The following is a 22,283-nucleotide window of genomic DNA, read 5'->3' as shown; positions in this document are numbered from 1 at the left end:
GCTACAATTCCAGCCGATAGTAGATGCTGTCGCACAGCTCGTCGCCGATCTGCCAGGTGCCGGTTGCTCGGCCCGTCTCCTCGAAACCGTGGCGAGTGAGCAAGCGAATGGACGGTTCGTTTCGCGGATCGACGTCCGCCGTTAGCTCGGTCCCACCGGCGCCCCGGCGATGGTTGATGAAGGCAACCAGCGCCTCGCTGGCATAACCCTGTCCCCACTGTGCCGGATCGATCAGGAATCCGAACTCCGGCAACCGCCACGCACCAAACTTCCCGATCAATCGCCCGCCCAGGGTGACGATGAAATCGTCGCTAAGCTCGGGCGGGGCTTCGACCATGGATGCCATCCACTCCTCCGTCTCAGCGAGCGCTTGGTGCGGCGGGCTCGACCAGTAGCGCATTGCGACGCGGTTGCTCATGATCCGGTGCATTGCCTCGGCGTCTTCATAGCGCGCACGCCGCAGCACCAGTCGGTCGGTGCGAAGCTCGTCACTCACCGCGACCGGCCATCGCCTGCGCAAAAACGGCTTCGAACATGGGTCCGTCCAGGCGGTTCGTATTCTGATTGTAGCGGCTGCAATGATAGCTATCGAACAACCGCAATCCTCCAGGCAGTTCATGTTCGGCACCGTGCGCGAACTTGGCACGCGATAAGGGCAAAGCGAAGGTTCGGCACAAGCTGTCGTGCGCGACCTTCCCGAGCGCAACCAGCGTGGTGAGGTTCGGCAGACTTCGCAGCGCCTCCGTCAGGAACGGACGGCAATTGGTTTCTTCGACAGGTAGGGTCTTGTTTTGCGGGGGCAGGCATTTGACTGCATTGACGATGATCGCCCCATGCAGCTGCAGCCCATCATTTTGAGCCGCCCCGTAGAGACCCTGGGCTAACCCAAATTTCGAGAGCGTGGCGTAAAGCAGCTCACCCGCGAAATCGCCGGTGAAGGGCCGGCCGGTACGATTGGCGCCATGCTTGCCCGGCGCTAGTCCAACGATCGCCAGCCAGGCGGCCGGATCGCCGAACGCCGGCACTGGCGCATTCCACCAGTCGGGATGTTCGGCACGGCATTCCTGGCGAAAATGGACCAGTCGCGGGCACAGCGGGCAATCGCGCGGCGCTTCAGCGCGCGGCAGTGGCGACAAATCGGCAGGGCTGGCGAACGGCATTAGCCTGACCTAGGCGAGTGCGCGTGCCGCATGCAACGCACCTCTATGCCATCGCGATCGGCTCCAATCGCCCGCATGGACGCTTCGGGCGCCCGACTGGCGTCGTCGAAGCGGCAATTGCCAGCCTCGACCGCGACTTTGACCTATTCGACGCGTCTCCAATCATGCTCAACGCGGCGCACGGAGGTGCCGGGCGCGATTTCGCCAACGCAGTTGCGTTGGTCGAAAGCGATCTGACACCGCGAGCAATGCTCACGGCCCTCAAACAGATCGAGCGCAGCTTCGGACGGCGCTCGGGGCGTCGCTGGGGCGCGCGCGTGCTCGACCTCGACCTGATCCTATGGAGCGGCGGGCGTCACCGTGATCGCCGGCTTCAAATCCCACACAGTTCGCTTGCAAGCCGCGAATTCGTGCTCGGCCCTTTGGCGGCAATCGCACCGGGCTGGCGGGTGCATGGATCGACGACAGTTCGCCATCTTGCGCATCGCCTTGCTCACCGCTCGCCACGCAGCTAACGGAGCCGGGCTGGTCGGGCCCTTAGCTCAGTCGGTAGAGCAACTGACTTTTAATCAGTAGGTCGCTGGTTCGAATCCAGCAGGGCTCACCAGCCAATATTGGATGCGCGCATTCCGCCGATGACAATGGACCACGATCTGGCGGACTTCGCCATCGAGCTGGCAATGGCGGCACGGCAAGAAACCCTGCGGGAGCAGCCGGGCGGTCATAACGCGCAAGATAAATCCGACGGTGGGCAATACGACCCAGTGACGGACGCGGACCGGGCAGCCGAGACCGTCATCCGTGACATGATTTCCCGCAAATTTCCCCATCACGGGATTTCTGGTGAGGAATTTGCTGAGACCCTCGGACAGGGCTCCATCCGCTGGAGCATCGATCCCATTGACGGAACGCGCTCGTACATTTGCGGCCTGCCAACTTGGACAACGCTCATCGCCATGTTGGACGGCATCGATCCCGTCCTCGGGTTAATCGACGCCCCCTGCCTCGATGAAATTTACGTCGGGGGCGAGGATGGCGCTGTGCTCATTCGGGGCAATGACCGGCGCGCTATCTCGACTAGCGGCTGCAAGCGTTTGGCTGAAGCGCGCTTTTCAACCACGGATCCCTATTTGTTCGGCTCTGCGAACAGCAGACTGCAACGGGTGCTGGACGCAATCCGCGTCGCTCGGTTCGGGCATGACGCATACGCCTACGCGCGCCTTGCTGCCGGCAGCATCGATCTGGTGATCGAAAGCGGGTTGAAACCGCACGATTATTACGCGCTGATCCCGGTCGTACGTGCGGCCGATGGTCATTTTGGCGACTGGCATGGTGGCGAGGATTTCGCCAGCGGCAATGTCATCGCCGCCGCTTCGCGCGAGCTTTACGAAGCCGCAGTCGAGCTGCTTGCGAAGTGACGTTCCTGTAGAAGGTCGATGACGTCGCCCCAGCCGAGCTCGAGCGACTCCATCAGAACCGTCAGATGGTAGATCAGGTCGGCCAGTTCCTCCGCGCATTCGGAAGCCGGACGCGAAACCGCCGCAAGTGCGACCTCCACGCCTTCCTCACCCACTTTTTGCGCAATGCGACCCCGCCCGGCCGCAAGCAGCGTGCGCGTGTAACTTGTAGAATCGGCGGAACGCGCTCGATCCCTGACGATCATGCTCAGCTCTTCGAGCCAGCCGGCGCCGCACGTGGGTGCAGCGCCGAAACAGCTGTCGCTTCCCAAATGGCAGGTAGGGCCTTTCGGCGCCGCGAGCACGAGCAGTGCATCCGCGTCGCAGTCGGCAAAAATGGCATCGACCAGCAACGCATTGCCGCTGGTCTCACCCTTCTGCCACAGGCGGTCCTTTGATCGGCTGAAGAAGGTGGCCAGGCCGCTCTTCAACGTCGCGGAAAGCGCTTCCTGATTCATGTATCCCACCATCAGGACGCGTCCCGAAGTGCGATCCTGGACGATCGCGGGAAGTAGGCCGCCCATTTTGTCCCAATCGAGGCTGGCGATGTCGTCGCGCGTTAGCGGCGCGTTTCGATCCCGCATGCGGTCAGAAACTCCTTAAGCTCCGGTATGGCGATGATGCGATCGTGGAAGACCGTAGCGGCCAGCGCTCCACTAACCCCCACGTCTAGGAAGGCGTCGCGGAAATGCTCGGGGATTCCGGCGCCTCCTGAGGCGATAACCGGAACGTCGACCGCGGTGACAACCGCCTGGGTGTGCGCGAGATCATAGCCGCCGCGGACCCCGTCGCGGCGCATGCAATTGACGACAACTTCTCCCGCGCCGCGATCACAAGCCTCACGAACCCAGTCGAGTGTCCGCCGACCAGCATCAAGCGTACGGTCCGGATCGCCGGTGTATTGCTTGACGAAATAGTCGCCCTGGACAGCGAAGCTGTCGACGCCGAGCACAACGCACTGACTGCCGAAATCCCGTGCCAGTTCGTCAATCAACTGCGGCCGCTCAAGTGCCGGGGAATTCAGGGAAATCTTGTCCGCGCCGGCATCCAGGCAAGCTGCCGCCTGGTCTCGCGTCCGCAGCCCCCCGGCCACCGCGAATGGGATATCTATGATCCGGGCAATTTCGCGAACCCATCCGAGGTCGATGCTGCGGCCCTCCGCGCTTGCACCGATGTCGTAGAACACGAGTTCGTCGGCCCCTTCATCGCGGTACCTGTTGGCCTGCTCGACAATGTCGCCGGCGTCGCGGTGGTCACGGAATTGCACGCCTTTGACGACGCGCCCGTCCTTGACGTCAAGGCATGGAATGATCCTACGCGCGGGCAACGAACAATGCCTCTTCCAGACTGACGCGGCCTTCCCACAGGGCTTTGCCAACGATGACGCCGTTGGTGCACAGCCGCTTGAGATCCTCAACGCTCGAGACCCCACCAGAAGCCTGAATGGCCAGATGCGGGAGCCGCTCAACGGCCTCGTCCAGAAGCTTAAAATTCGGCCCTTGGAGCATCCCGTCACGGCCGATGTCGGTGATCAGCACATGCCGCAAATCGGCATACTGCGCAGCGACCTCCCACAAAGTACGGTCGCTCGCCTCCGCCCAGCCTCCGACAGCGGCCATCGGCTGTCCGCCCGACATCCTGACATCGATCGAAATGGTGATGCGATCAGCCCCGAAGTCGTTCAGCCATCCGTTCACCATGGCCGGCTGTTGCACGGCCAGACTCCCGATGACCACGCGCTCGACGCCAGCATCGAGCATGTCCGCGATGTGGCCTGCATCCCGGAAGCCCCCGCCGACCTGCAGGCTCAGGCTCGTGGAAGCCGCTAGCGATCGTATCAACTCATGCTGAATAGGCGCCTTCGCGCGGGCGCCATCGAGGTCGACGATATGAGCCCATCGCGAACCCGCATCCTGGAAAGCGCGGAGGGCCTCAACAGGATCGGTGTCGTAGGCGGTTTTGTCGTCGAACCGCCCCTGCTTCAAGCGCACGGCCTTGCCGCCCATCAGATCCATTGCGGGGTAGACGATCATCGGAGAAACGCTTCGAGAAATCGCGTTCCTGCATTGCCGGAGCGTTCAGGATGAAACTGCGCGCCGATCCAGTTGTCTCGCCGCACCACGGCCGCGATTTCGCGGCCATAGGTTGCCGTCGCGACGGTCGCCGGGCCAACATCGCAAGCGTAACTGTGCGCGAAGTAGAAATAATCGCCGTCCCGAATTCCGTTTTCTGACGACCTCGCCGTGACCCGCGTCCAGCCCATGTGGGGAACAGGCAGTCCGGTTGCCGCTTCAAGCTTGCGAACCCTGCCCTCGATCAATCCGAGACAGGGCGTTTCATCTTCGTCGCTACTTTCAAACAGCAATTGCATGCCAAGGCAGACGCCAAGCGCAGGTTGCCTTAACGTCATCAGGGTTTGACGCAGACCAAGCGCATCGATCCGTTCCATCGCGAAGCCAGCCGCGCCGACGCCCGGCAGAATGACCCGATCGGCGGTGGAAATGCTTTTAGCATCGGCGGTTACCAGAGGATCAATGCCGAACCGTTCGAACGCCAAGCGAACCGATCCGATATTGCCGCAACCTAGATTGACGATCGCAACGTTCACAGTACGCCTTTGGTGCTCGGCAGTGCCTGCGCGTCACCGTCGAAGCGGATCGCCTGGCGCAATGCCCGACCGAACGCCTTGAAACAGGCTTCGGTCTTATGGTGGTCATTGTCGCCCTCAACCCGGACGTGAATGGCGGCGCCCAGACTGTCAGCAAAAGACCGAAACACATGTTCCGTCATCTCGGTGGGGTAGTCGCCAATGTGACTCGCTGAAAATTGCCCTTCGAATCGACTGAAAGGTCGGCCCGACACGTCGATCAAAACCTGCGCCTCGGCTTCATCCATCGGGAGCGCAAAGCCGAACCGGCCGATCCCCCGCCGCTCGCCCAAGGCGTTGGATAGAGCAGTTCCTAACGTGATGGCGCAATCCTCGACGCTGTGATGGGCATCGATCTCAAGGTCTCCATCACACTCGAGGACAAGACTGAACCCCCCGTGAGCGGCCACCTGGTCGAGCATGTGGTCGTAGAACGGGATTCCAGTATGAACCCTGCGCGGCGAGGGACTGTCGAGGTCGATCGCAACCGCAATGCTCGTTTCCTTGGTTTCGCGCACGACGTCCGCCTTGCGGGCACAGTTCCCGCGTTCATTGATTCCAAAAGCAGACAAGGCCGCTGCATTTTCTGCTTCGGTGCCAATAGTCAGCCGCAGTCCGCCCGGCGCGGCCTGAGGTCGGAAGCGCACCCTGATGCCCAACCTGCGAAGCTCCGAGGCTCGGGCTTCCGGATCTTCTACTTCGAGGAAGAGAAAATTGCCGCCGCCATTGCGCACCGACCGGATCAATGGCGATGTCGCGAGCAAAGGCGCCAGCCGGTCACGTTCCGACTTTATCCGGTTGATCCGCTCCTCATGAAGCGCGCGGCGCGCTGGATTGAGCGCAGCCAAAGCCGCCTCAATCGACAGGGTTGGCAACGGATATGGCGGCAATACTCGCGACGCAATCGCAATGAGATCGGCGTTGCCGATTGCCGCGCCCACCCGCGCTCCCGCGAGGCCATAGGCCTTTGACAGGGTCTTGAGCACGACGAGGTTCGGACGCGCGCTTGCTGCGATGGCAAGACTAGGTGTCGAGGAGAACTCCAGATACGCCTCGTCCACGACGACGATCACTTCATCGAGCGCATCGGCGACGCGCAGCACCGCGGCCGGGTCGACTTCATTCCCAGTGGGGTTGTTCGGCGAACAGATGAAGGCGAGCTTGACGCCCTGCCCCCTCACCCCGGCAATGAAGCGCTCCGCGCCGAAGTCGAAATTGGGCCCGAGCGGAACATCAACCACCCGCGCGCCCTGCAAGTTTGCGAAATGCTGGTAAGCGGTGAAGGTCGGAGAGGAGATGGCGATCGCATCTACTTGCGGGCGGCAGAATGCGCGGAGGAGCATGTCGATGGCGTCGTCGGCACCGCGCGTGATCACCAAGCGGTCACTGTCAACGCCATATAAGGCGGCCATTGCCGCAACGAGACCGCGAGGTTGCGGCTCGGGGTAGCGATTGACGTTGACTGCCAGCGGCCCATCACCAAGCGGCGCGAAGGGATTTTCGTTAGCGTCGAGCTTGATAGCGTTAGGGCCAAACTCCACGTTTGCGTTGGCCGAAATGTCGAATGGCGAGAGCTGGAGCACTTCGGGCCTCGCGAGGCGGGCAGCTAGCGTGCTCATCCGACCAATTCCAATCTCAGGTCCGCCGCGCGGGCATGCGCCTCGAGCCCTTCCAGCCTTGCCAGCAGGGCAGCCGGCCTTGCCAAGTGCCGGGTGGCGTCCGCGGTCAGCGACTGCACCGTCATCGCCTTAAGAAACGTGTAGACCGAGACGCCGCCCCAGGCGCGCGCCGCGCCGTCCGTTGGAAGGACGTGACTGGACCCGGCGAGATAGTCCCCGAAGGTCTCGGCTGCGAGACGACCAGCGAATACGGCGCCGGCATTGCGGATCGATGCGATCAGCGGCTCGGGATCGCCTACGGCTAGAGACAGATGCTCGGGTGCATACAGGTTTGCAACTTCCGCCGCGCGATGGAGGTCTTCCACAACGATGATCCGTGCGGCGTCCAGTGACGCCTTTGCAATAGGCTTCCTTGGCAACGTCGAAAGCTGCTCGTCGATGTGCCGATCGATCTGGCTCGCGAGGCGCTGGGAATCCGTCACGAGCAGTACCTGCGCGGCTGGATCATGCTCCGCCTGGCCGAGCAGGTCGGCCGCGACGATACGCGCGTCTGCGGCATCGTCCGCAATGATCATTAATTCGCTGGGGCCCGCCGGCATGTCGATTGCCGGTCCGCCGACCATTCCCGAAACTAATCTTTTGGCTTCCGCCACCCACGCATTCCCGGGACCGCAAATCTTGTCGACTTTGGGTAATTTGCCCGAGCCAAACGCCAACGCCGCGATGGCTTGCGCACCACCAACGGTCCAAACGCGCTCGATACCGCATTCCGCGGCAGCAAGAGCGATCAGCAGATCAAGCCCGCCATCTGCTCGAGGCGGTGTCACCACCACCAACTCGCGCACGCCGGCGATTGCGGCGGGTATGGCCAGCATGAGGAGCGTCGAGAAAAGGGGCGTCTTGCCCCCTGGAACATAGACGCCGACACGATCGATCGCGCGCCAGACCTTGCCTACGGTCAGTCCTGGCATGGTTTCGATTGAGACGTCCGCCGGCATTCCCGCCTCGTGGAAGCGACGGATGTTCCGCGCCGCCAGCTGGATCGCCTCGACCGCGTCCGCCGGCAGATCCCGTCGCGCCTGCACCGCAATTGGCGCAACTTCCACCAGCCGCGGCTCGGCGCCGTCCAGCCGCCGGGCGATCCCTTGCAGCGCCGCCCAGCCGCCGTTGCGGACATCTTCGACGATTGCACGAACGCCGTCTTTCAACGCGACATCATCACGCTGTTCCGGGCGTTCCAGCGCAGCGATGCGCTGATCCGCTGTCAGACTATTCCAATCCAGCGTCTTCACATCATCATCTTTTCGATTGGCACAACGAGGATGGCTGAAGCCCCTGCGGCCTTCAGCTTCTGCAGCGTCTCCCAGAAGACCGACTCCTGGCAGACCGCATGGACGGCGAAATTTCCCGGCCGTCCGTGCAAGGGCACAATCGTGGGCGCCTCCGCACCGGGCAGGATGTCGGTGATCTGCTTCAACGCCTCGCCCGGCGCATTCATCATGATGTACTTGGATTCCTTGGTCGCCAGCACGCCTTCGATCCGGCTCATCATGCCGGCGGCGATGTCCGCCCGCGTCGCGTCCATCGGGCGCGTCGTTCGAATCAGGACGGCCTGGCTGTCCAGGACGGTGTCCAACGCGCGCAGGTTGTTCGCCTCCAGCGTCGCGCCGGTCGACACCAGGTCGCAGATGAAGCTCGCGATTTGCAAACGCGGCGCCAATTCCACCGCGCCGCTCATAGTCACGATCGTAGCGTCGACGTCGTTCTCACGGAGGAACCTTGCGAGCAGTCGTGGGTAAGACGTCGCGATGCGCTGACCTGCAAGCGATGCCGGTCCCTCATATGGCATCGACTCGGGCGCGGCGAGCTTGAGCGTGCAGCGGCCGAAACCGAGTTCGGCGAGCACCTCATATCCCAGATCCGTCCGTTCGGCGGAAAACTCCTCAAGAACATTTTGCCCGACAATCCCGAACTCGCAAACGCCATCGCTGACAAAGGTCGGAATGTCGTCATCGCGGACGAACATGAGCTCGGCCGGGAAGTTCTCCACCCGTGCGGTCAGGCTGTTCTTCCCCGACTGGATTCGGAAGCCAGCATCGCGCAAGAGCTCGCGGCTGTAATCGGACAGCCGCCCCGACTTCTGCAGCGCAATGTGCAGGCGTGTGCGGTCGCTAAGCACTGGCTGGCCTCAAACGATCAAGTGCGCGCCGATAACCCTGATGCGGTTCCTGTCGCAGAAATCGGCCCACGCGAACGATCGTGGTCGTACTCACGCCAGTTCGGTCATGGATTTCGCGGTAGGACATTGTCGTCTCGTCGAGCAGCCGCGCGACGTGCCAGCGTTCCGCCAGCGTCCGAATTTCAGCCGGCGTGCACAGGTCGAGAAGCAGCTTGCGCAACTCAGCACGGCTGTTCGCGGTCAGCATTGCCTCGCAGAGGTCATCGGTCAGCGCATCAAGGTCGCGGGTTGGGTTGGTCACTAGCACCATCAATTATGTTACAGCGTGTTAAAACGATGGAACGGCTAGATAGGTCCTGATGCGTCCAAGTCAAGCGCGCGAAAGCCGGTTGGCGAGCTTCGACATGCATCTTAGGAGGGTTTCTCATGCCGATGGACGAGCGTGAAACCGGTCCGGCTGGGAGAAGATCTATCGTTCGTGTGGACCAAGACGAGTCGGTCTCCGTTCGCCGGCCGCTCTATCGCCATCTTTACGTGCAAGTGCTCGTCGCGATCGCGCTCGGTACGTTGGTCGGCCATTTCTGGCCGGCCGAAGGAGAATCGCTGAAGCCTCTCGGCGACGGTTTCATCAAGCTGGTGAAGATGATTATCGCGCCGGTCATCTTCCTGACCCTCGTCACGGGCATCGCGGGGATGCGTGAGATGGCGGCGGTCGGTCGCGTCGCCGCCAAGGCCTTTGCCTACTTCCTGTTCTTCTCCACGATCGCCCTGATCGTTGGCCTGATCGTGGCCAATGTCGTTCAGCCCGGCGCCGGCATGCACATCAATCCAACGACCCTCGATACAAGTAAGGTCGCAACTTTCTCCGAGAAAGCGCACGAAACTAGTATTACCGGTTTCCTGCTGGACATTATTCCGACCACCCTCCTTTCCGCACTGACCGAGGGTGCGATCCTGCAAACTCTGCTGGTCGCGATCCTGTTCGGCATTTCGCTTTCGCTCGTCGGTAAGCCTGCAGAACCGGTGCTCGATCTTCTCGAACGGCTGAGCCTCATCGTCTATCGGATCGTGGGCATCCTGATGCGGGCCGCGCCGATTGGTGCGTTCGGCGCCATCGCCTTCACTGTCGGTACCTACGGCATCGACAGCCTCAGCAGTTTGGGCGCTTTGTTGGCGACCTTCTACATCACCAGCCTGCTTTTCGTGTTCGTGGTGCTCGGGAGCGTCGCCTGGCTCGCGGGTTTCTCGATTTTCGCGCTGGTCCGGTACCTTAAGGACGAATTGCTGCTCGTGCTTGGTACCTCTTCGTCGGAAGCCGCCCTGCCCGCCCTCGTCGACAAGATGGAACGCGCCGGTTGCGCGCGCAGCGTGGTCGGTCTGGTTATCCCGACCGGCTACTCATTTAACCTCGACGGCACCAACATCTACATGACGCTCGCCGCGCTGTTCATTGCGCAGGCGACCGGCGTCCACCTGTCGCTTGGCGAGCAGGTCGCGTTGCTTGCCGTTGCGATGATCAGTTCCAAAGGCGCCGCCGGCGTGACGGGCGCGGGGTTCATCACGCTTGCCGCGACGCTGTCGATCATCCCATCCCTGCCGGTGGCTGGGATGGCGCTTATCCTCGGCATCGATCGGTTTATGAGCGAGTGCCGCAGCCTCACCAACTTCGTCGGCAACGCCGTCGCGACGATCATCGTCGCCAAGTGGGATGGTGCTCTCGACCCCGCGCAACTGAAAGCTGCGCTCGGCGGGCGAGCAAGCAATCCATTTTCCAATGAAACGGAACTTGGCCGCAAGATCGCCAGCGAAGTCGGCGCTCTTGGCAGCCCGCCGCAGGACTGATTACCCGGTGCGGACCCCTCTCATCGCCGTAATGCTATTCAGCCTCTCTGCCGGCTCATCTCACGCAGCCGGAGCGTCAAAGACCATCCTGTTTGTCGGGAACAGTTTCACCTATGCCGCAAATTCTCCCGTTCGGAATTGGCACGCTGATCGCGTCACTGATCTCACTGGCCAAGGCTTCGGCGGCGTCCCGGCGCTCTTCCAGGAGTTCGCAGAGGAATGCGGCCTGAACTATAAAGTCAGCCTTGAAACCCAAGGGGGTCAGCCGCTGTCATTCCACTACGAAAAGCGTCGCGTCCTCATCGACCGGCCATGGGACGTCGTCGTACTCCAGGAGTACAGCACGCTCGATCAGGCACACCCCGGGGACTCGACGACCTATCTTCATTCGGTCGGTAAACTCACCAGTTTATTCCGGACGAGAAATCCGAACGTCAAAATCGAGTTGATGGCGACGTGGACGCGTGCCGATCAGACCTACCGACCAAGCGGCCATTGGTATGCCAAGCCGGTAAGCGCGATGGCCGACGACCTTCACAGGGCAGCCGAGTTGGTCTGGCGTCGAACGGAAGGCGTATCAGGAATACTGCCGGTAGGGCGAGCCTGGAACCGCGCCTTTAGCAGGAAGGTCGCTGACCCGAATCCTTACGACGGGCTCACGTTCGGCCAGCTCGATCTCTGGTCCTATGACCAGTATCACGCCAGCACTGCGGGCTACTACCTCGAAGCGCTGGTCGTCTTCGGTCGTGTAACCGGCATCGATCCGACGAAGCTCGGCCCCAACGAGCGTGCCGCGGAAGAACTTGGGTTATCATCGGCGCAGGCATCCGCACTCCAGAAAGTCGCGCGCGACGAACTAACCGACGATCCCGGCTAAGCTTATTCGCAGGGAAGCGGTTCGCCCACCGCTTCGATTGTCGCCGATCGAATGGCGAGATCGGTGCCGGCGCCAGCTTCAATCCGCAACGGCGTGCCGACGGCGTTCACCGTCGCACCAACGTTGGCGAAGCAGCGCAACGGTATCTTGGCCGTTGCCAGCTTACCTGGCGGCATCCCGCGCAGGATGCGACTAATGTCGATCGACTTGCCGGCGAAGGTCAGTTGCACCGGTCCCGGCACAGCATAAGCCGCGAGATCCAGCCGCAAGGCGAATGCATTGTTGAGCTGACGGGTGAAGTCGCCCGGCGCGCCGTCGATGGAGACGCTCGCAGGCCCGGTCCAGCGGAATCGCCGCCCGTCTTCCTGCGCGGACAGGTCAACAGTCGACATCGATATTTTGCCACCGAGACTACTTGCGGTAGCGCCCATCACCACGCGCCCGCCAGCAGCGTCCCCCAGGTTCATTGACCACGGGCCGACGGCACGGCCTGCGACGATCAGATGATTGAGGTCGACGGCTGCAGCGAGATCCATTCGGGGATCTTCCGACAACGCCGGTACAGCAGCCGGCTTTGCATATGTCAGTCCGTAGCCACGATCGAAGAGAGGGGCATTAACCGGCGATCGCGCGTCTGCGGGCCAAGGAAAGGAAAGCGTTCCACTGAAGTCGCGAAGAGGCCGGCCATTCTTCCCCGCAACCAGGACATCGGCAACGCCCTTTCCTTGCGTACCCGGAAGCCAAGCCGCGACAAACGCATCCGACGCGTTCAGTTCAGGCGACACGAACATCGGGCGCCCTGAGAGAAAGACGGAAACGACCGGTACTCCAGCGGCCTTAAGCTTTCTGAGCATGGCCAAGTCGCGCTGGTCGCCCGGCTGGTAAGCGAGTGTCGGAACATCACCAAGAAACTCAGCGTAGGGCTTTTCCCCGAACACCACGACAGCGACATCGGGCTTCTCCACGAAGCTGCCGTCGGCAGACAGAGTCGCCTTGCCCCCCGTGCCGCGGACCGCTTCGGCAATAGCGCCGTAAATCGTCTGCCCGTTAGTGAAGTCGGCATTGGTGACATCGCTACCCTGCCAACTCACGGTCCAACCACCCGCCTGCATTGCGATGCTGTCCGCTCCAGGGCCGGCAACCAGCACCTTCGCGCCAGGCTTGATCGGCAGTACGGAGCCGTTGTTCTTGAGGAGGACCAGGGACTTGGCGACGGCCTCTTGCGCCAGGGCCAAATGTTCCGGCGCCCCAATGCGACTGGGATCGAGCCGCCGCTCAACTTTCGATCCCAGCAAACCCAATTTCGCCTTCACGCGAAGGATGCGCCGCACAGCATCGTCAATGCGTGCGGCGGGAACTGCCCCTGACTTCGCTTCCGCAAGCAGGCTGGCATAGAGACCCTTCCAGCTGTCCGGAGCCATGTAGAGGTCAAGACCCGCATTTACCGATGCTGCGCAGTCGGTAACCGTGCAGCCCGCAACCTGTCCGTGCCCATTCCAGTCACCGACGACCAAACCCTCGAAGCCCATGCGGTCTTTGAGTACGTCGGTGATCAGGCTGCGGTTGCCGTGATTCTTGACGCCGTTCCAGCTGGAAAAGCTGACCATCACGGTCAGCGCTCCCGCGTCGATTGCCGCCGGGTAACCCGCGGCGTGCCGGGCAATCAGCGTCGTCTCATCGATCCGCGCGTCTCCCTGGTCGCGCCCATCGAATGTGCCGCCGTCAGCAAGAAAGTGCTTTGCCGTTGCCGCGACATGGTGGGATCCAACCGGAACGCCGGCGCGCAAAGACCCCTGAAGGCCCGTGACCATCGCCCGGGCGTTCTCCGCAATTTGCTTGGGATCGGACGAATAGCCTTCGTAGCTCCGTCCCCAACGCAGGTCCTGTGGCGACGCCAAGGTCGGAGCGAAGGTCCATTCGATCCCGCTGGCCGCAATCTCGTCCGCCGTCGCGGCGCCGATCCTTTGAATCAGTCCCGGATCGTGTGCTGCGCCGAGACCGATATTATGCGGGAAGATTGTGGCATTCGGCAGGTTGCTGTGGCCGTGAACAGCATCGACGCCGAAAAGGATCGGAACCGCTACTCCGTTCGCCGCCGGCGTGAGCGAGGCTTTACGAAATTCCCCGACGAGGCGGCTCCATTCCGCGGCACTTGCGCGCTCGTTGCCATATGGTCCGCTGTTGCCCCCCGCGAGGATCGAACCCAGCGGATAAGTCTGCAGGTCTTCGGGCTTGATCGTGCTGATATCGGCTTGAATCAGCTGACCGACCTTCTGCTCGATCGTCATTCGCGCCAACAGGTCGGTAATCATCCGCTCCGTGGCCGCATCCGTGATTGCGCTCGGGCTGTGTGCCGAAGGCCACTTGGCAGCGTGTGCGACAGCATCGCTTGCGGCCTGAGCAAAAGCTGCGCCCGGCATGAGATAGGTTGAAGCTGCCAGCAAGGCCCAAAGCTTGAAACTTCCCATCCGCGCTGCTCCCCATGTGAACGTTCCCAAGACTGTCGCCCGAATCCGTCCAGCAATCAAGCGCGGCGCACCATGCGCGCAACGGCAATGAGAATGACCGCCGCGCCCAGCGAGAATGCGGAGAGCAACGCGAACAGGCCCTGAAATCCGAACACCGGGACAATGGACACCGTCAGCCACGGCATGATCAGCGACGGCGACGTGTTGGTCAGGTTGAAAATGCCCAAATCGCGTCCGCGCCGGCTGCTGTGGCGGAGAACGCGGAACGTCTGCGCGGAATGCAGCGACAGAAAAACCGTGGTCGTCAGGCCGAACAGAACATATCCGGCCGTGGCTTGCGTTGCGTCGTGTGCGGTAGCCATGGCGATCAGAGCCAAGCCGCCGAGCGTGGAGGCGACGAAAAGGGGAGCAATCGGACGCTGGTGCTTGTCGGACCAACGGCCGATCAGCAGCGCGACCGGTACTGACGCCCCGACAACGAGACCGAACAGCCGCGCGATCGAGGCAGCATCGCGCGCGGGGTCGATCGAGCGGAAATAATAATAAAGATAGGCAAATAGTGCCGCCTCGGAGACCTGGACGAGAAAACGAGCAACCCACATCGCAATCGCGATGCTCCGCGATGGCGCAGCCGGAGGAACGCCGTCCATAGCAGGAGCCTGCTTACGCGGGGATGCTGGCTGTCCAAGCAGCAGTGCGGGAAGCACGCATATCGCGACGAGTGCAGCGACGAGCGTCAGACGCTGGTCCGGTGTCGCCAATCCCCGAATCGTAACGATTGCACCAGCCGCGGAGCCGAGCGCTGGCGAGAAAGCAAGCAGTCCACCAAGCGATCCCAGCTGGCGGGCCGGCACGTGGTCGGCAGCCCATGCCGCGAGGGGCGCAAGCATCATGTTCAGCGCGAGTTGCCAGGCCATGATCAGGAACAGAAGCGCCACCGGCTGGCGGAAGAAGGGCACCAGGTGAATAAGGACTATGGTGCTGACGAGACCTGCCGCAATCCATCCACGGCGCGACCGCGTATAGTCGCTCAGCCAGCCAAACAGGATCCCGCCCACGCTTGCCGCGATGGCGCCGAAGAAGGTCATGTAAGCGAGCCATCGAACGGCGTCGGACGTAAGGGTCTCAACCCGCGCCGGAAGGAGGATCGTAAGAAACGGAACATAGGCGACAGCGCCGCCGGCCCAGGCGAGGGCATACAGCCAAAGAAACGCCGCGGGCTGCCGCGTCGACGGCTGGCTATCAAAGACCAAGTGGAGCGGCGGTCGAGTTGCGGACGACCAGGCTTGCCTCGACGACGATCGGCTCTTCCGGCACCTCGTCTCCGCGCAATTTCCGAATGATCATTTCAATCGCCTTCGACGCGGTCTCCGCCACCGGCTGATCTACGGCGGTCAGTTTAGGCTCCGTGAAATTGACGATCGGAGTGTTGTCGAAGCTGACGATCGACAGGTCCCGCGGTACTTCCAGCGCAAGTTCCTTGGCGGCCGCCAATGCCGCCAATGTCATGCGGTCATTGCTAGCGATGATTGCGGTCGGGCGGTCCGCTCGCGACAACAGCCGGCGGGTGGCGGCTTCACCGGATTCGTAACTGAAGTCGCCCTCTTCGAGCAGGCCGTCCGTCGCCAGACCACGTTTGGCCATCTCCGCGCGCCATCCGTCCACGCGCCATTGGCTCAAAGAATATTCGGGTGAGCCGCTGATGAACCCGATTTTGCGATGGCCGAGCTCGGCAAGATGGGCGGTGGCGAGAGCGGCCGCGTGGTCATCATCCATAGTCATGGCGATGCCGGAACCACTCTCAATCGAACCGATCCGCGCAAAGACAATTCCCGCATCGGCCAGCACTTGGCAGATTTTCGGATCTTCCGAGTGCGGCGGCGTAAGAATGATGCCGTCCGGCTGAAGGGCCGCGATTGTCGCGCTGAGCTCGCGCGCGATATGGTCGTCATGCGTATCAACCAGCTCGAACATCATCCGATAGCCATATTCGGCCGCTTTCAGCATGCCGCCGAGCAGCATCTGATCGACCCAGTCCGTGCCCTGCCGTTCGCGCCAGTCGGCGATCGTGCGATCCCGGTCGTTCAGTGCGAGAATAAGATAGGACCGCGAACCACTGAGCCGCTGCGCCGCGATCGACGGAACATAGCCAAGCTTGTCGATCGAAGCCTGGACTCGCTCCACCATCTCCGGGCGGACGTTCGGTTCGCGATTGATGACGCGGCTCACGGTCTGCAGGCTGACGCCCGCATCTGCCGCGACATGACGTATGGTCACCTGCTGGCGCCGGCGCCCCATCTCGCTAATCCCCCCTGATCAAGTTTAGTCGCCCGCCGACCCGGGTTTCCGCGCCCAGACGCGGACGTAGTCGACGTCGAGGCTTGCCGGAAAGGCTTTCGGGTCGACCGTCTTGAGATCGCGGCTTTCGGGCAATCCGCCACCCACGGCGAGATTAAGGATCAGGTAGAATGGCTTGTCGAACGGCGCGCCGGGCGCCTTGCTGCTTTCGGTATACCATTCCGACGAAGTGCGCGTCGCGTAGGGCTTTCCATCGACAGTCCAAACCATGCGGTCCGGCCACCAGGTAAGCCCGAAGGTGTGGAATTTTCCGTCCAGGATCGGCGGGTAGAATATCTCCTCGCCCTTGTGCTGGTTGCGTGGATTGACGCCGCCAAAGTGCAAGGTTCCCAGAACCCGGTCATCCTTGCCGCTCGGACACTCGGCGCACGGTGCGCCAAGGTTTACCGTCTCCAGGATGTCGATTTCACCCGATGCGGCCCACTGGCCATAGGCCCAGTCCGCGGGCAGCATCCAGATCGCGGGCCATGTTCCCTGCCCCTGTGGCAGTCGCGCGCGGACTTCGAAGCGTCCGTAAGTCCATTGAGCCCTACCAGCGGTTGTCAGCTTTGCCGACGAGTAGGGCTGCGTTTTCGTCGCCACCGGCTGACCCGGCTTGCGCTGCGACTCCGGTAGATTCGGGCCGGTGGTCGTTTCCCGCCGCGCGGTGATCGTCAGCACGCCATTGCGGACCACGGCGTTGCGATCGGTATAGCATTGTCGCTCATTATTGCCGCCGCCCCAGCATTCGACGGCAAAGCTCCATTTCGTCCTGTCGACCTTCGACCCGTTGAACTCGTCGCTCCAAACGAGCTGCCAGTCCCCCGAAGGCGCGGCCGCAGCGGAGGCCATCAATGCAAGCACTATCATGCCGCGTCGGCCTCCGCCGCGTCGCAATAGCGGGCGATGTAGTCGTGATGTCTGGGCAGGGACTGGACGGTGCGCGCAATATTGTCGCGAATTCCGGACAGAAGGCCGTTCAATTCAGCGTCGCTCAGCTTGGCTGCAATAGGATGGTGGGCGCGTGGTGTGATCCCCTGCCCCAGCATGACCTGCACCCAGCTATTCTCCTGAAACAGTTCCTCGTTCTTCCGGAAAACGCGGCCAGTCTCGCGAAACAGTTCCATCTTCTGCGCGAGGGCGTCGGGGATCGGCATGTCCGCAACGTACCGCCAGAAGGGGCTGTCTCGCCGCTCCGTGGCTTTGTAGTGGAGTATGACGAAATCGCGGATCTGCACCATGTCGGTCAGCTGCTGATCATTGAATTCGTCGATGTCGCGCTGGCTGACCTCGGCCATCGGCAGCATTCGGATCAGCCGAAGCACCGCCCGCTGAATAAGGTGGATTGCCGTCGATTCCAGCGGCTCGATGAAACCGCCCGAGAGGCCGATCGCGATGCAGTTTTTCTGCCATTGCTGCGACCGCGCGCCGGTGACGAACTTCAGCCGGTTCGGCTTGGTGATGGGGTCGCCGACGATGGTTCCAAGCAGCCGGTCCATCGCCATGTCATCGTCAAGATACTGGCTGGAATAGACGATCCCGTTGCCAGTCCGGTGCTGCAGCGGAATGCGCCATTGCCATCCGGCATCGTGCGCCATCGCCTTGGTGTACGGTATCGCCGGGCCAACGGAATTGGTCTGCACGGCAATCGCGCGGTTGCACGGTAGCCAACGTTCCCAATTGTCGAAGCCGACGCCCAGCGCACCTTCCATCAGCAGCGCTCGGAACCCCGTGCAATCGAGGAACAGGTCGCCTTCGATAATCTGGCCGCTCTCGAGCGTAAGCGAGCGAATAAAGCCGCTGGCCGGATCCTGCTCGACGGACGAGATCTTTCCTTCCTGCCGTCGCACGCCATCACGCTCGGCCATCTCGCGCAGGAATCTCGCGTAGAGCGTCGAGTCGAGCTGATACGCGTAGTTCATTCCATTGTCGGGAAGATGCGCGAAGCGGCAATCCAGCGCCGCCTTTAGCTCGATGCAATAATCGTCCAGCGGAGCATCATGGCCGCGGGTGAGTCCGTGAAGCCAAAAGTGCTGAAAGCCGGCTGACCAATGATCTTTTCCGGCAGTGCCAAAGCTATGGAAATAGCTTTCGCCAACCTGCTTCCAATCGTCGAATTGAATGCCCAGTTTGAATGTAGCCTGGGTCGCGCGCATGAATCGCGCCTCGTCGATCCCGAGCAGATTGTTGAAAGTGACGATCGGCGGGATCGTGCTCTCGCCCACCCCGATCGTACCGATGGCGTCGGATTCGATGAGCGTGATGTTCGCAATAGGACCCAGCGTTCGGCCAAGGGCCGCTGCCGCCATCCATCCCGCGGTGCCGCCGCCGGCGATGACGATCCTGCGCAATTTCCATTCGCTCATCGGGACAAGCTCCGCAGCAGGAAGGCACGAAGTTGGCCCGCGGTATCGGGCGTCAAGGGATCGAGAACGCCCCGCGCGCCCTTCGGAATGTGATCAACGGTACGAGGACCGTTATCAAAGACGTAAAAGTCGAATAGCGCGCGCCAGATCGCCTTGTCGGCCGGCGGCAGATCGCGGATGGCCAGGATCGCGTGATTTAGCGCATCCTCCGGCTTGCCAAGAAAGGCGGGGGCGTCTCGCCACCAGTAATTTACGAGCACGTTGAAGGGCGACAGCCCCTCGACATGGTGCCACCACAGGGACGGCACGAAAATGGCATCGCCTGGATTTAACTCGGCAACCAGGCCGATTCCCATCGCCTCAGCGAAGCGCGGGTGAGCCATGAAATCCGGTCGGTGAAAGTCGACCATGCTAATGGGCCGCCCCGCCGGTGTATTCTCGATGGGTCCCGGATAGAGGTTTGCGAACTGATCGGGAGGAAACAGCGTAAAGCGCCTCCGCCCTATGGCGCAAACGGCAACGTTGTTCGGCACGTCGGTGTGGGCAGCGACCCGTGTGCGGCTGCCGATCCAGATGCTCTCGATCGGCCGGCGCTGACCGAGCGGAAGTCTGTTCTCCTCGCCGAGGCCCTGGAAATAATCGCCAACGTCCACCGAGGCGAGGTAAATCGTCGGCGCGTCGGGCTTGCCTTCGTTCGCGGCAATCCCGTCGATGATCTCGTCGAACGGCCCCTGCGCCGTTCGAAAGTTCATACCCATTTCCTCGTCGTAAAACAGCCGCTCGCCGCCGCCGGGCATGCCGACGTTCACGGTAAACTTCCGGTCTCGCGCCCGAGCCTTCAAATATTCCCGAGCCTGATCCGGCCCGAGAGTCCCCGCTTGGACGAGCGGCCAGTCCGTCGCCAAGCCGCGGACGACAAATGGTTCGCTAGCCTGATCGAGCCTTGATGCGAGTTCTGATGCGTCCAGCACCTCTTCAGGTACCGGGCGCAGGCTCTCGAACACCGTCGACCGATCAGCCATGGCCGACTTGCCTGTTCTTGCTCTCAATCAGTCGAGTCAAATTTTCGAGCGAAGCGAGGGCCATGTAGATCGGCAAGAGATGCCCGGACGCATTCAGCTCGGCCAGCGCGCCACCCTCAAGCGACGCCAGCCGGTCCTCGTTGATGATATGATAACCGACCATCCGATGTCGCGCGCCATTGCGGAGTTCGACATCCAGCGCGAACGGCTCAAGCAGGTCGTGCCGCTCAAGCGTCGCGAAAAATTCCGAGCTCGCCCGATGCCCCTCGTCCAGCGCGCCAAGCTGACGTACCGTCTGCTCGAAGAATGGTGACGCCTCGCCGTGATCGTCGAAAATCCGCACGCCCCCGCCGCTCTTCGAAATGCGCGGATGGTCAAGGTCGATGTGAACTTGGGCATCGCCATCATCCTGTTCGGCACGACCCACAAGGAAGGGAGCAATCGTCAAAGCCAGCGGCTTGTATCCCGCGAGCCACTCGGTTCCATCAAGATACAGGTTCTCGCCCGCTTCGAAGCCGAGCAGCGCAAGCGCTGAGAAGGAGCGACTCCGGGCGTCACGGCGAAACAGGATGACGAATTCATTCTGCAGGCGCCGGAACTCGGCAGGAATGGTGAAGCAGCTCATCACGGCGTCACCGAGCGATGCCGAATGGTCCGTAATGACTCGGAGGTCGCGATGGTCGTCGGCGCTCAGGATGGCGTGGTTGCTCACGCGGCACTCTCCTGCCGCGAACCCGAGCGCAGCGCATCCAAATAAGCGCGGTTGGTCGGCAGCGCCGAGCAAAGCGCGCGAGTTCGCTCGGTCGCTCGCGCCAGCTTCGCAATCATCTCGGCACTGGCTTGCGGGAGTCGGGAAGGCAGCGCACCGCCCATCCCGTAATAAACGTATTGATAACTCGCGGGGGGAAACATTTCGTCGACAAAGGGTAAATCCGCGGCGGAAGGCGGCTGATCGAGCCATAAGGCCAGCATCTCGTTCAGCCGCGGCGGCACGGTCGCAGGGTCGCGCTGGGCCCGCCAATAAGGCTCATCGCGCTCGCTGAGCACGTAGTGTAGCTTGAGGAACTCAACGATCCGCTCCCACCGAAGCGTGAACTGAGCGTTGAAGCGCTCTGCCAGGAACGGCATCCGTGCCCGCGAAGATGGGAAGCTCTCGGTCAAGGCTCGAAGGGAAAGCTCGACCAAGACGATGGCCGACGCTTCCAACGGCTCGATGAAGCCTGCGGACAGACCGATGGCGACGCAATTGCCAACCCAGAATTGCTCACGGTGCCCGGTAGGAAATTCGATTTTTCTAACCGAATATTCGCGATCGCCCGGGATTCGCGCGCGGATGTAATCATCCAGGATTGCGCGGGCGCGGTCGTCTTCGACGAAGCGCGAAGAATAGACGCAACCTATCCCGCGCCGTGTCGGCAGGCCAATGTCCCACAACCAGCCGGCTTCGTGCGCGGTGCCGATGGTCTGGGACGCTATCGACGATTTCGGATCGACGGGCACCTGGGCCGCGAGCGCGCGATCATTTGCAAGAACGGACGACTGGTCTTTCCACGCAGACTGAAAGTGGCCGCCGATTAGCAACCCCTTGAGCCCCGAGCAGTCGAGGAACAGATCGCCGTCGACACGGCCAGCACTGTCGACTTCGACGGCGGCTATGCCGTTTGATTCATCAGCGATGACCGACTGGATCCGGCCCTGAACGTGGAACACGCCTAACCGGCTGACCGCGTGACGCCGCAAGAGCTCGACGAGTTTCCCCGCGTCAAGATGATAGCCGTAGTTTAGCGCGCCGGCATAAGACGGCATTGATTCCTGGCGCGGCGCGAGGTCGGCGTCACAGACCGCGGGCTGAGGGGAAGTGGCGCCGGCAAATGGCCGACTGCGATTAGCCGCCTGCCAAACGGCGACGAGGTCGTGAGCATTGGCGACGGTCGGCGGTGTGAAGGGGTGATAATAACGGTCGTCGATCCCGCCGGTGCGCCAGCCATCGAACCGCGATCCTTGCTTGAACGACGCATCACATGATCGGAGGAAATCGGCTTCCTCGATGCCGATCGTTGCGAGCGTTTCCCGCATCGTCGGCCATGTACCCTCTCCAACACCGATGTTCGGAATGTCGGGCGATTCGACCAGCGTGACCGACAGGTCGTCTCGACCAGTGCGCTTGGCCCATGCCGCCAGGAATGCCGCTGACAGCCAACCGGCGGTCCCGCCACCACCAACGACAATCCGTGTCACAGTGTCTGTCATGCAGGCCGGTCTAATGCATTATCGCCAGCGGCCAAACGCAAAGAGCCGCCCCGGAGAGG

General features: G+C 62.0%; 22 protein-coding genes and 1 tRNA gene. 5 read left to right on the top strand and 18 right to left on the bottom strand.

Annotation, left to right across the window (positions count from 1 at the left end):
* Position 1: 1 nt before the first annotated feature.
* Positions 2-496, bottom strand: coding sequence for a GNAT family N-acetyltransferase (locus QU596_RS01300; protein ID WP_308516547.1), 495 nt, complete (start codon positions 494-496; stop codon positions 2-4).
* On the bottom strand, positions 489-1,160 hold the full coding sequence (locus QU596_RS01295) for a uracil-DNA glycosylase (RefSeq protein ID WP_308516545.1): 672 nt from the start codon (positions 1,158-1,160) through the stop codon (positions 489-491). The genes QU596_RS01300 and QU596_RS01295 overlap by 8 nt, the downstream gene beginning before the upstream one ends.
* Positions 1,161-1,183: 23 nt before the next feature.
* Here QU596_RS01295 and folK point away from each other — a divergent pair, with 23 nt between their 5' ends.
* From folK to QU596_RS01280, 3 genes are all read left to right on the top strand, one after another.
* Positions 1,184-1,675 carry a 2-amino-4-hydroxy-6-hydroxymethyldihydropteridine diphosphokinase gene (gene folK, locus QU596_RS01290; RefSeq protein ID WP_308516542.1) on the top strand — a complete coding sequence of 164 codons (492 nt, stop codon included), beginning with the start codon at positions 1,184-1,186 and terminating at the stop codon, positions 1,673-1,675.
* Between the two features lie 16 nt (positions 1,676-1,691).
* Positions 1,692-1,767: transfer RNA gene (locus QU596_RS01285), tRNA-Lys, on the top strand.
* 34 nt (positions 1,768-1,801) lie between these two features.
* Positions 1,802-2,578 (top strand): inositol monophosphatase family protein, encoded by a 777-nt coding sequence (locus tag QU596_RS01280; protein WP_308516539.1) that lies wholly within the window; start codon positions 1,802-1,804, stop codon positions 2,576-2,578.
* Here QU596_RS01280 and hisIE read toward each other — a convergent pair.
* The 8 genes from hisIE to QU596_RS01240 are packed head-to-tail and all read right to left on the bottom strand — an operon-like array spanning position 2,545 to position 9,363.
* Positions 2,545-3,201, bottom strand: coding sequence for a bifunctional phosphoribosyl-AMP cyclohydrolase/phosphoribosyl-ATP diphosphatase HisIE (hisIE, locus tag QU596_RS01275; RefSeq protein WP_308516538.1), 657 nt, complete (start codon positions 3,199-3,201; stop codon positions 2,545-2,547). The two genes, QU596_RS01280 and hisIE, sit on opposite strands and share 34 nt — an antisense overlap.
* Positions 3,177-3,944, bottom strand: a complete 768-nt coding sequence (gene hisF, locus QU596_RS01270; protein WP_308516536.1) for an imidazole glycerol phosphate synthase subunit HisF — start codon at positions 3,942-3,944, stop codon at positions 3,177-3,179. The genes hisIE and hisF overlap by 25 nt, the downstream gene beginning before the upstream one ends.
* On the bottom strand, positions 3,931-4,650 hold the full coding sequence (locus tag QU596_RS01265; protein ID WP_308516534.1) for a 1-(5-phosphoribosyl)-5-[(5-phosphoribosylamino)methylideneamino]imidazole-4-carboxamide isomerase: 720 nt from the start codon (positions 4,648-4,650) through the stop codon (positions 3,931-3,933). The genes hisF and QU596_RS01265 overlap by 14 nt, the downstream gene beginning before the upstream one ends.
* Positions 4,647-5,225 (bottom strand): imidazole glycerol phosphate synthase subunit HisH, encoded by a 579-nt coding sequence (hisH, locus tag QU596_RS01260; RefSeq protein ID WP_308516532.1) that lies wholly within the window; start codon positions 5,223-5,225, stop codon positions 4,647-4,649. The genes QU596_RS01265 and hisH overlap by 4 nt, the downstream gene beginning before the upstream one ends.
* A complete protein-coding gene (gene hisC, locus QU596_RS01255; RefSeq protein WP_308516530.1) occupies positions 5,222-6,883 on the bottom strand; it encodes a histidinol-phosphate transaminase in 1,662 nt (553 codons plus the stop codon). Before hisC ends, hisH begins: the two co-directional genes overlap by 4 nt.
* Complete coding sequence (hisD, locus tag QU596_RS01250) at positions 6,880-8,175, bottom strand: histidinol dehydrogenase (protein ID WP_308516527.1); 1,296 nt, start codon at positions 8,173-8,175, stop codon at positions 6,880-6,882. Before hisD ends, hisC begins: the two co-directional genes overlap by 4 nt.
* On the bottom strand, positions 8,172-9,062 hold the full coding sequence (gene hisG / locus QU596_RS01245; RefSeq protein WP_308516526.1) for an ATP phosphoribosyltransferase: 891 nt from the start codon (positions 9,060-9,062) through the stop codon (positions 8,172-8,174). The genes hisD and hisG overlap by 4 nt, the downstream gene beginning before the upstream one ends.
* Positions 9,055-9,363 carry a YerC/YecD family TrpR-related protein gene (locus tag QU596_RS01240; protein WP_308516523.1) on the bottom strand — a complete coding sequence of 103 codons (309 nt, stop codon included), beginning with the start codon at positions 9,361-9,363 and terminating at the stop codon, positions 9,055-9,057. The genes hisG and QU596_RS01240 overlap by 8 nt, the downstream gene beginning before the upstream one ends.
* 179 nt (positions 9,364-9,542) lie before the next feature.
* Here QU596_RS01240 and QU596_RS01235 point away from each other — a divergent pair, with 179 nt between their 5' ends.
* Both QU596_RS01235 and QU596_RS01230 read left to right on the top strand, forming a co-directional pair.
* Positions 9,543-10,904 carry a dicarboxylate/amino acid:cation symporter gene (locus QU596_RS01235; RefSeq protein ID WP_308516521.1) on the top strand — a complete coding sequence of 454 codons (1,362 nt, stop codon included), beginning with the start codon at positions 9,543-9,545 and terminating at the stop codon, positions 10,902-10,904.
* 31 nt (positions 10,905-10,935) lie between these two features.
* Positions 10,936-11,781: a DUF4886 domain-containing protein gene (locus QU596_RS01230; RefSeq protein ID WP_308516520.1), complete on the top strand. Its 846-nt coding sequence runs from the start codon at positions 10,936-10,938 to the stop codon at positions 11,779-11,781.
* 2 nt (positions 11,782-11,783) lie between these two features.
* Here QU596_RS01230 and QU596_RS01225 read toward each other — a convergent pair whose 3' ends face one another.
* From QU596_RS01225 to QU596_RS01190, 8 genes are read right to left on the bottom strand one after another with little or no spacing between them, the layout of a single operon-like run.
* The gene (locus QU596_RS01225) at positions 11,784-14,249 is read right to left on the bottom strand and encodes a glycoside hydrolase family 3 protein (RefSeq protein ID WP_308516518.1); all 2,466 of its coding nucleotides are present in this window, start codon (positions 14,247-14,249) and stop codon (positions 11,784-11,786) included.
* A 56-nt stretch (positions 14,250-14,305) separates the two neighbouring features.
* Positions 14,306-15,502, bottom strand: coding sequence for an MFS transporter (locus QU596_RS01220; RefSeq protein WP_308516517.1), 1,197 nt, complete (start codon positions 15,500-15,502; stop codon positions 14,306-14,308).
* Entirely contained in the window at positions 15,492-16,547 is a 1,056-nt protein-coding gene (locus QU596_RS01215) for a LacI family DNA-binding transcriptional regulator (protein WP_308516516.1), read from the bottom strand. The genes QU596_RS01220 and QU596_RS01215 overlap by 11 nt, the downstream gene beginning before the upstream one ends.
* Before the next feature lie 24 nt (positions 16,548-16,571).
* A complete protein-coding gene (locus QU596_RS01210; RefSeq protein WP_308516515.1) occupies positions 16,572-17,456 on the bottom strand; it encodes a glycoside hydrolase family 16 protein in 885 nt (294 codons plus the stop codon).
* On the bottom strand, positions 17,453-18,952 hold the full coding sequence (locus QU596_RS01205) for a tryptophan halogenase family protein (protein WP_308516514.1): 1,500 nt from the start codon (positions 18,950-18,952) through the stop codon (positions 17,453-17,455). The genes QU596_RS01210 and QU596_RS01205 overlap by 4 nt, the downstream gene beginning before the upstream one ends.
* On the bottom strand, positions 18,949-19,974 hold the full coding sequence (locus QU596_RS01200; protein ID WP_308516513.1) for a cupin-like domain-containing protein: 1,026 nt from the start codon (positions 19,972-19,974) through the stop codon (positions 18,949-18,951). The genes QU596_RS01205 and QU596_RS01200 overlap by 4 nt, the downstream gene beginning before the upstream one ends.
* The gene (locus QU596_RS01195) at positions 19,967-20,686 is read right to left on the bottom strand and encodes a SapC family protein (RefSeq protein WP_308516511.1); all 720 of its coding nucleotides are present in this window, start codon (positions 20,684-20,686) and stop codon (positions 19,967-19,969) included. The genes QU596_RS01200 and QU596_RS01195 overlap by 8 nt, the downstream gene beginning before the upstream one ends.
* Positions 20,683-22,224, bottom strand: a complete 1,542-nt coding sequence (locus tag QU596_RS01190; RefSeq protein WP_308516509.1) for a tryptophan halogenase family protein — start codon at positions 22,222-22,224, stop codon at positions 20,683-20,685. The genes QU596_RS01195 and QU596_RS01190 overlap by 4 nt, the downstream gene beginning before the upstream one ends.
* Positions 22,225-22,283 lie beyond the last annotated feature (59 nt).

The organism is Sphingomonas flavescens (assembly GCF_030866745.1).
GTDB lineage: Bacteria > Pseudomonadota > Alphaproteobacteria > Sphingomonadales > Sphingomonadaceae > Sphingomicrobium > Sphingomicrobium flavescens.
This window is presented reverse-complemented; position numbering and strand designations above follow the sequence as displayed.

Coding starts and splice junctions, on each gene's coding strand:
- QU596_RS01190 (WP_308516509.1), bottom strand. CDS start 22,224: ATGACAGACACTGTGACACGGATTGTCGTTGGTGGTGGCGGGACCGCC.
- QU596_RS01225 (WP_308516518.1), bottom strand. CDS start 14,249: ATGGGAAGTTTCAAGCTTTGGGCCTTGCTGGCAGCTTCAACCTATCTC.
- QU596_RS01215 (WP_308516516.1), bottom strand. CDS start 16,547: ATGGGGCGCCGGCGCCAGCAGGTGACCATACGTCATGTCGCGGCAGAT.
- QU596_RS01265 (WP_308516534.1), bottom strand. CDS start 4,650: ATGATCGTCTACCCCGCAATGGATCTGATGGGCGGCAAGGCCGTGCGC.
- QU596_RS01230 (WP_308516520.1), top strand. CDS start 10,936: ATGCTATTCAGCCTCTCTGCCGGCTCATCTCACGCAGCCGGAGCGTCA.
- QU596_RS01280 (WP_308516539.1), top strand. CDS start 1,802: ATGGACCACGATCTGGCGGACTTCGCCATCGAGCTGGCAATGGCGGCA.
- hisIE (WP_308516538.1), bottom strand. CDS start 3,201: ATGCGGGATCGAAACGCGCCGCTAACGCGCGACGACATCGCCAGCCTC.
- QU596_RS01205 (WP_308516514.1), bottom strand. CDS start 18,952: ATGAGCGAATGGAAATTGCGCAGGATCGTCATCGCCGGCGGCGGCACC.
- hisC (WP_308516530.1), bottom strand. CDS start 6,883: ATGAGCACGCTAGCTGCCCGCCTCGCGAGGCCCGAAGTGCTCCAGCTC.
- QU596_RS01210 (WP_308516515.1), bottom strand. CDS start 17,456: ATGATAGTGCTTGCATTGATGGCCTCCGCTGCGGCCGCGCCTTCGGGG.
- QU596_RS01295 (WP_308516545.1), bottom strand. CDS start 1,160: ATGCCGTTCGCCAGCCCTGCCGATTTGTCGCCACTGCCGCGCGCTGAA.
- QU596_RS01200 (WP_308516513.1), bottom strand. CDS start 19,974: ATGGCTGATCGGTCGACGGTGTTCGAGAGCCTGCGCCCGGTACCTGAA.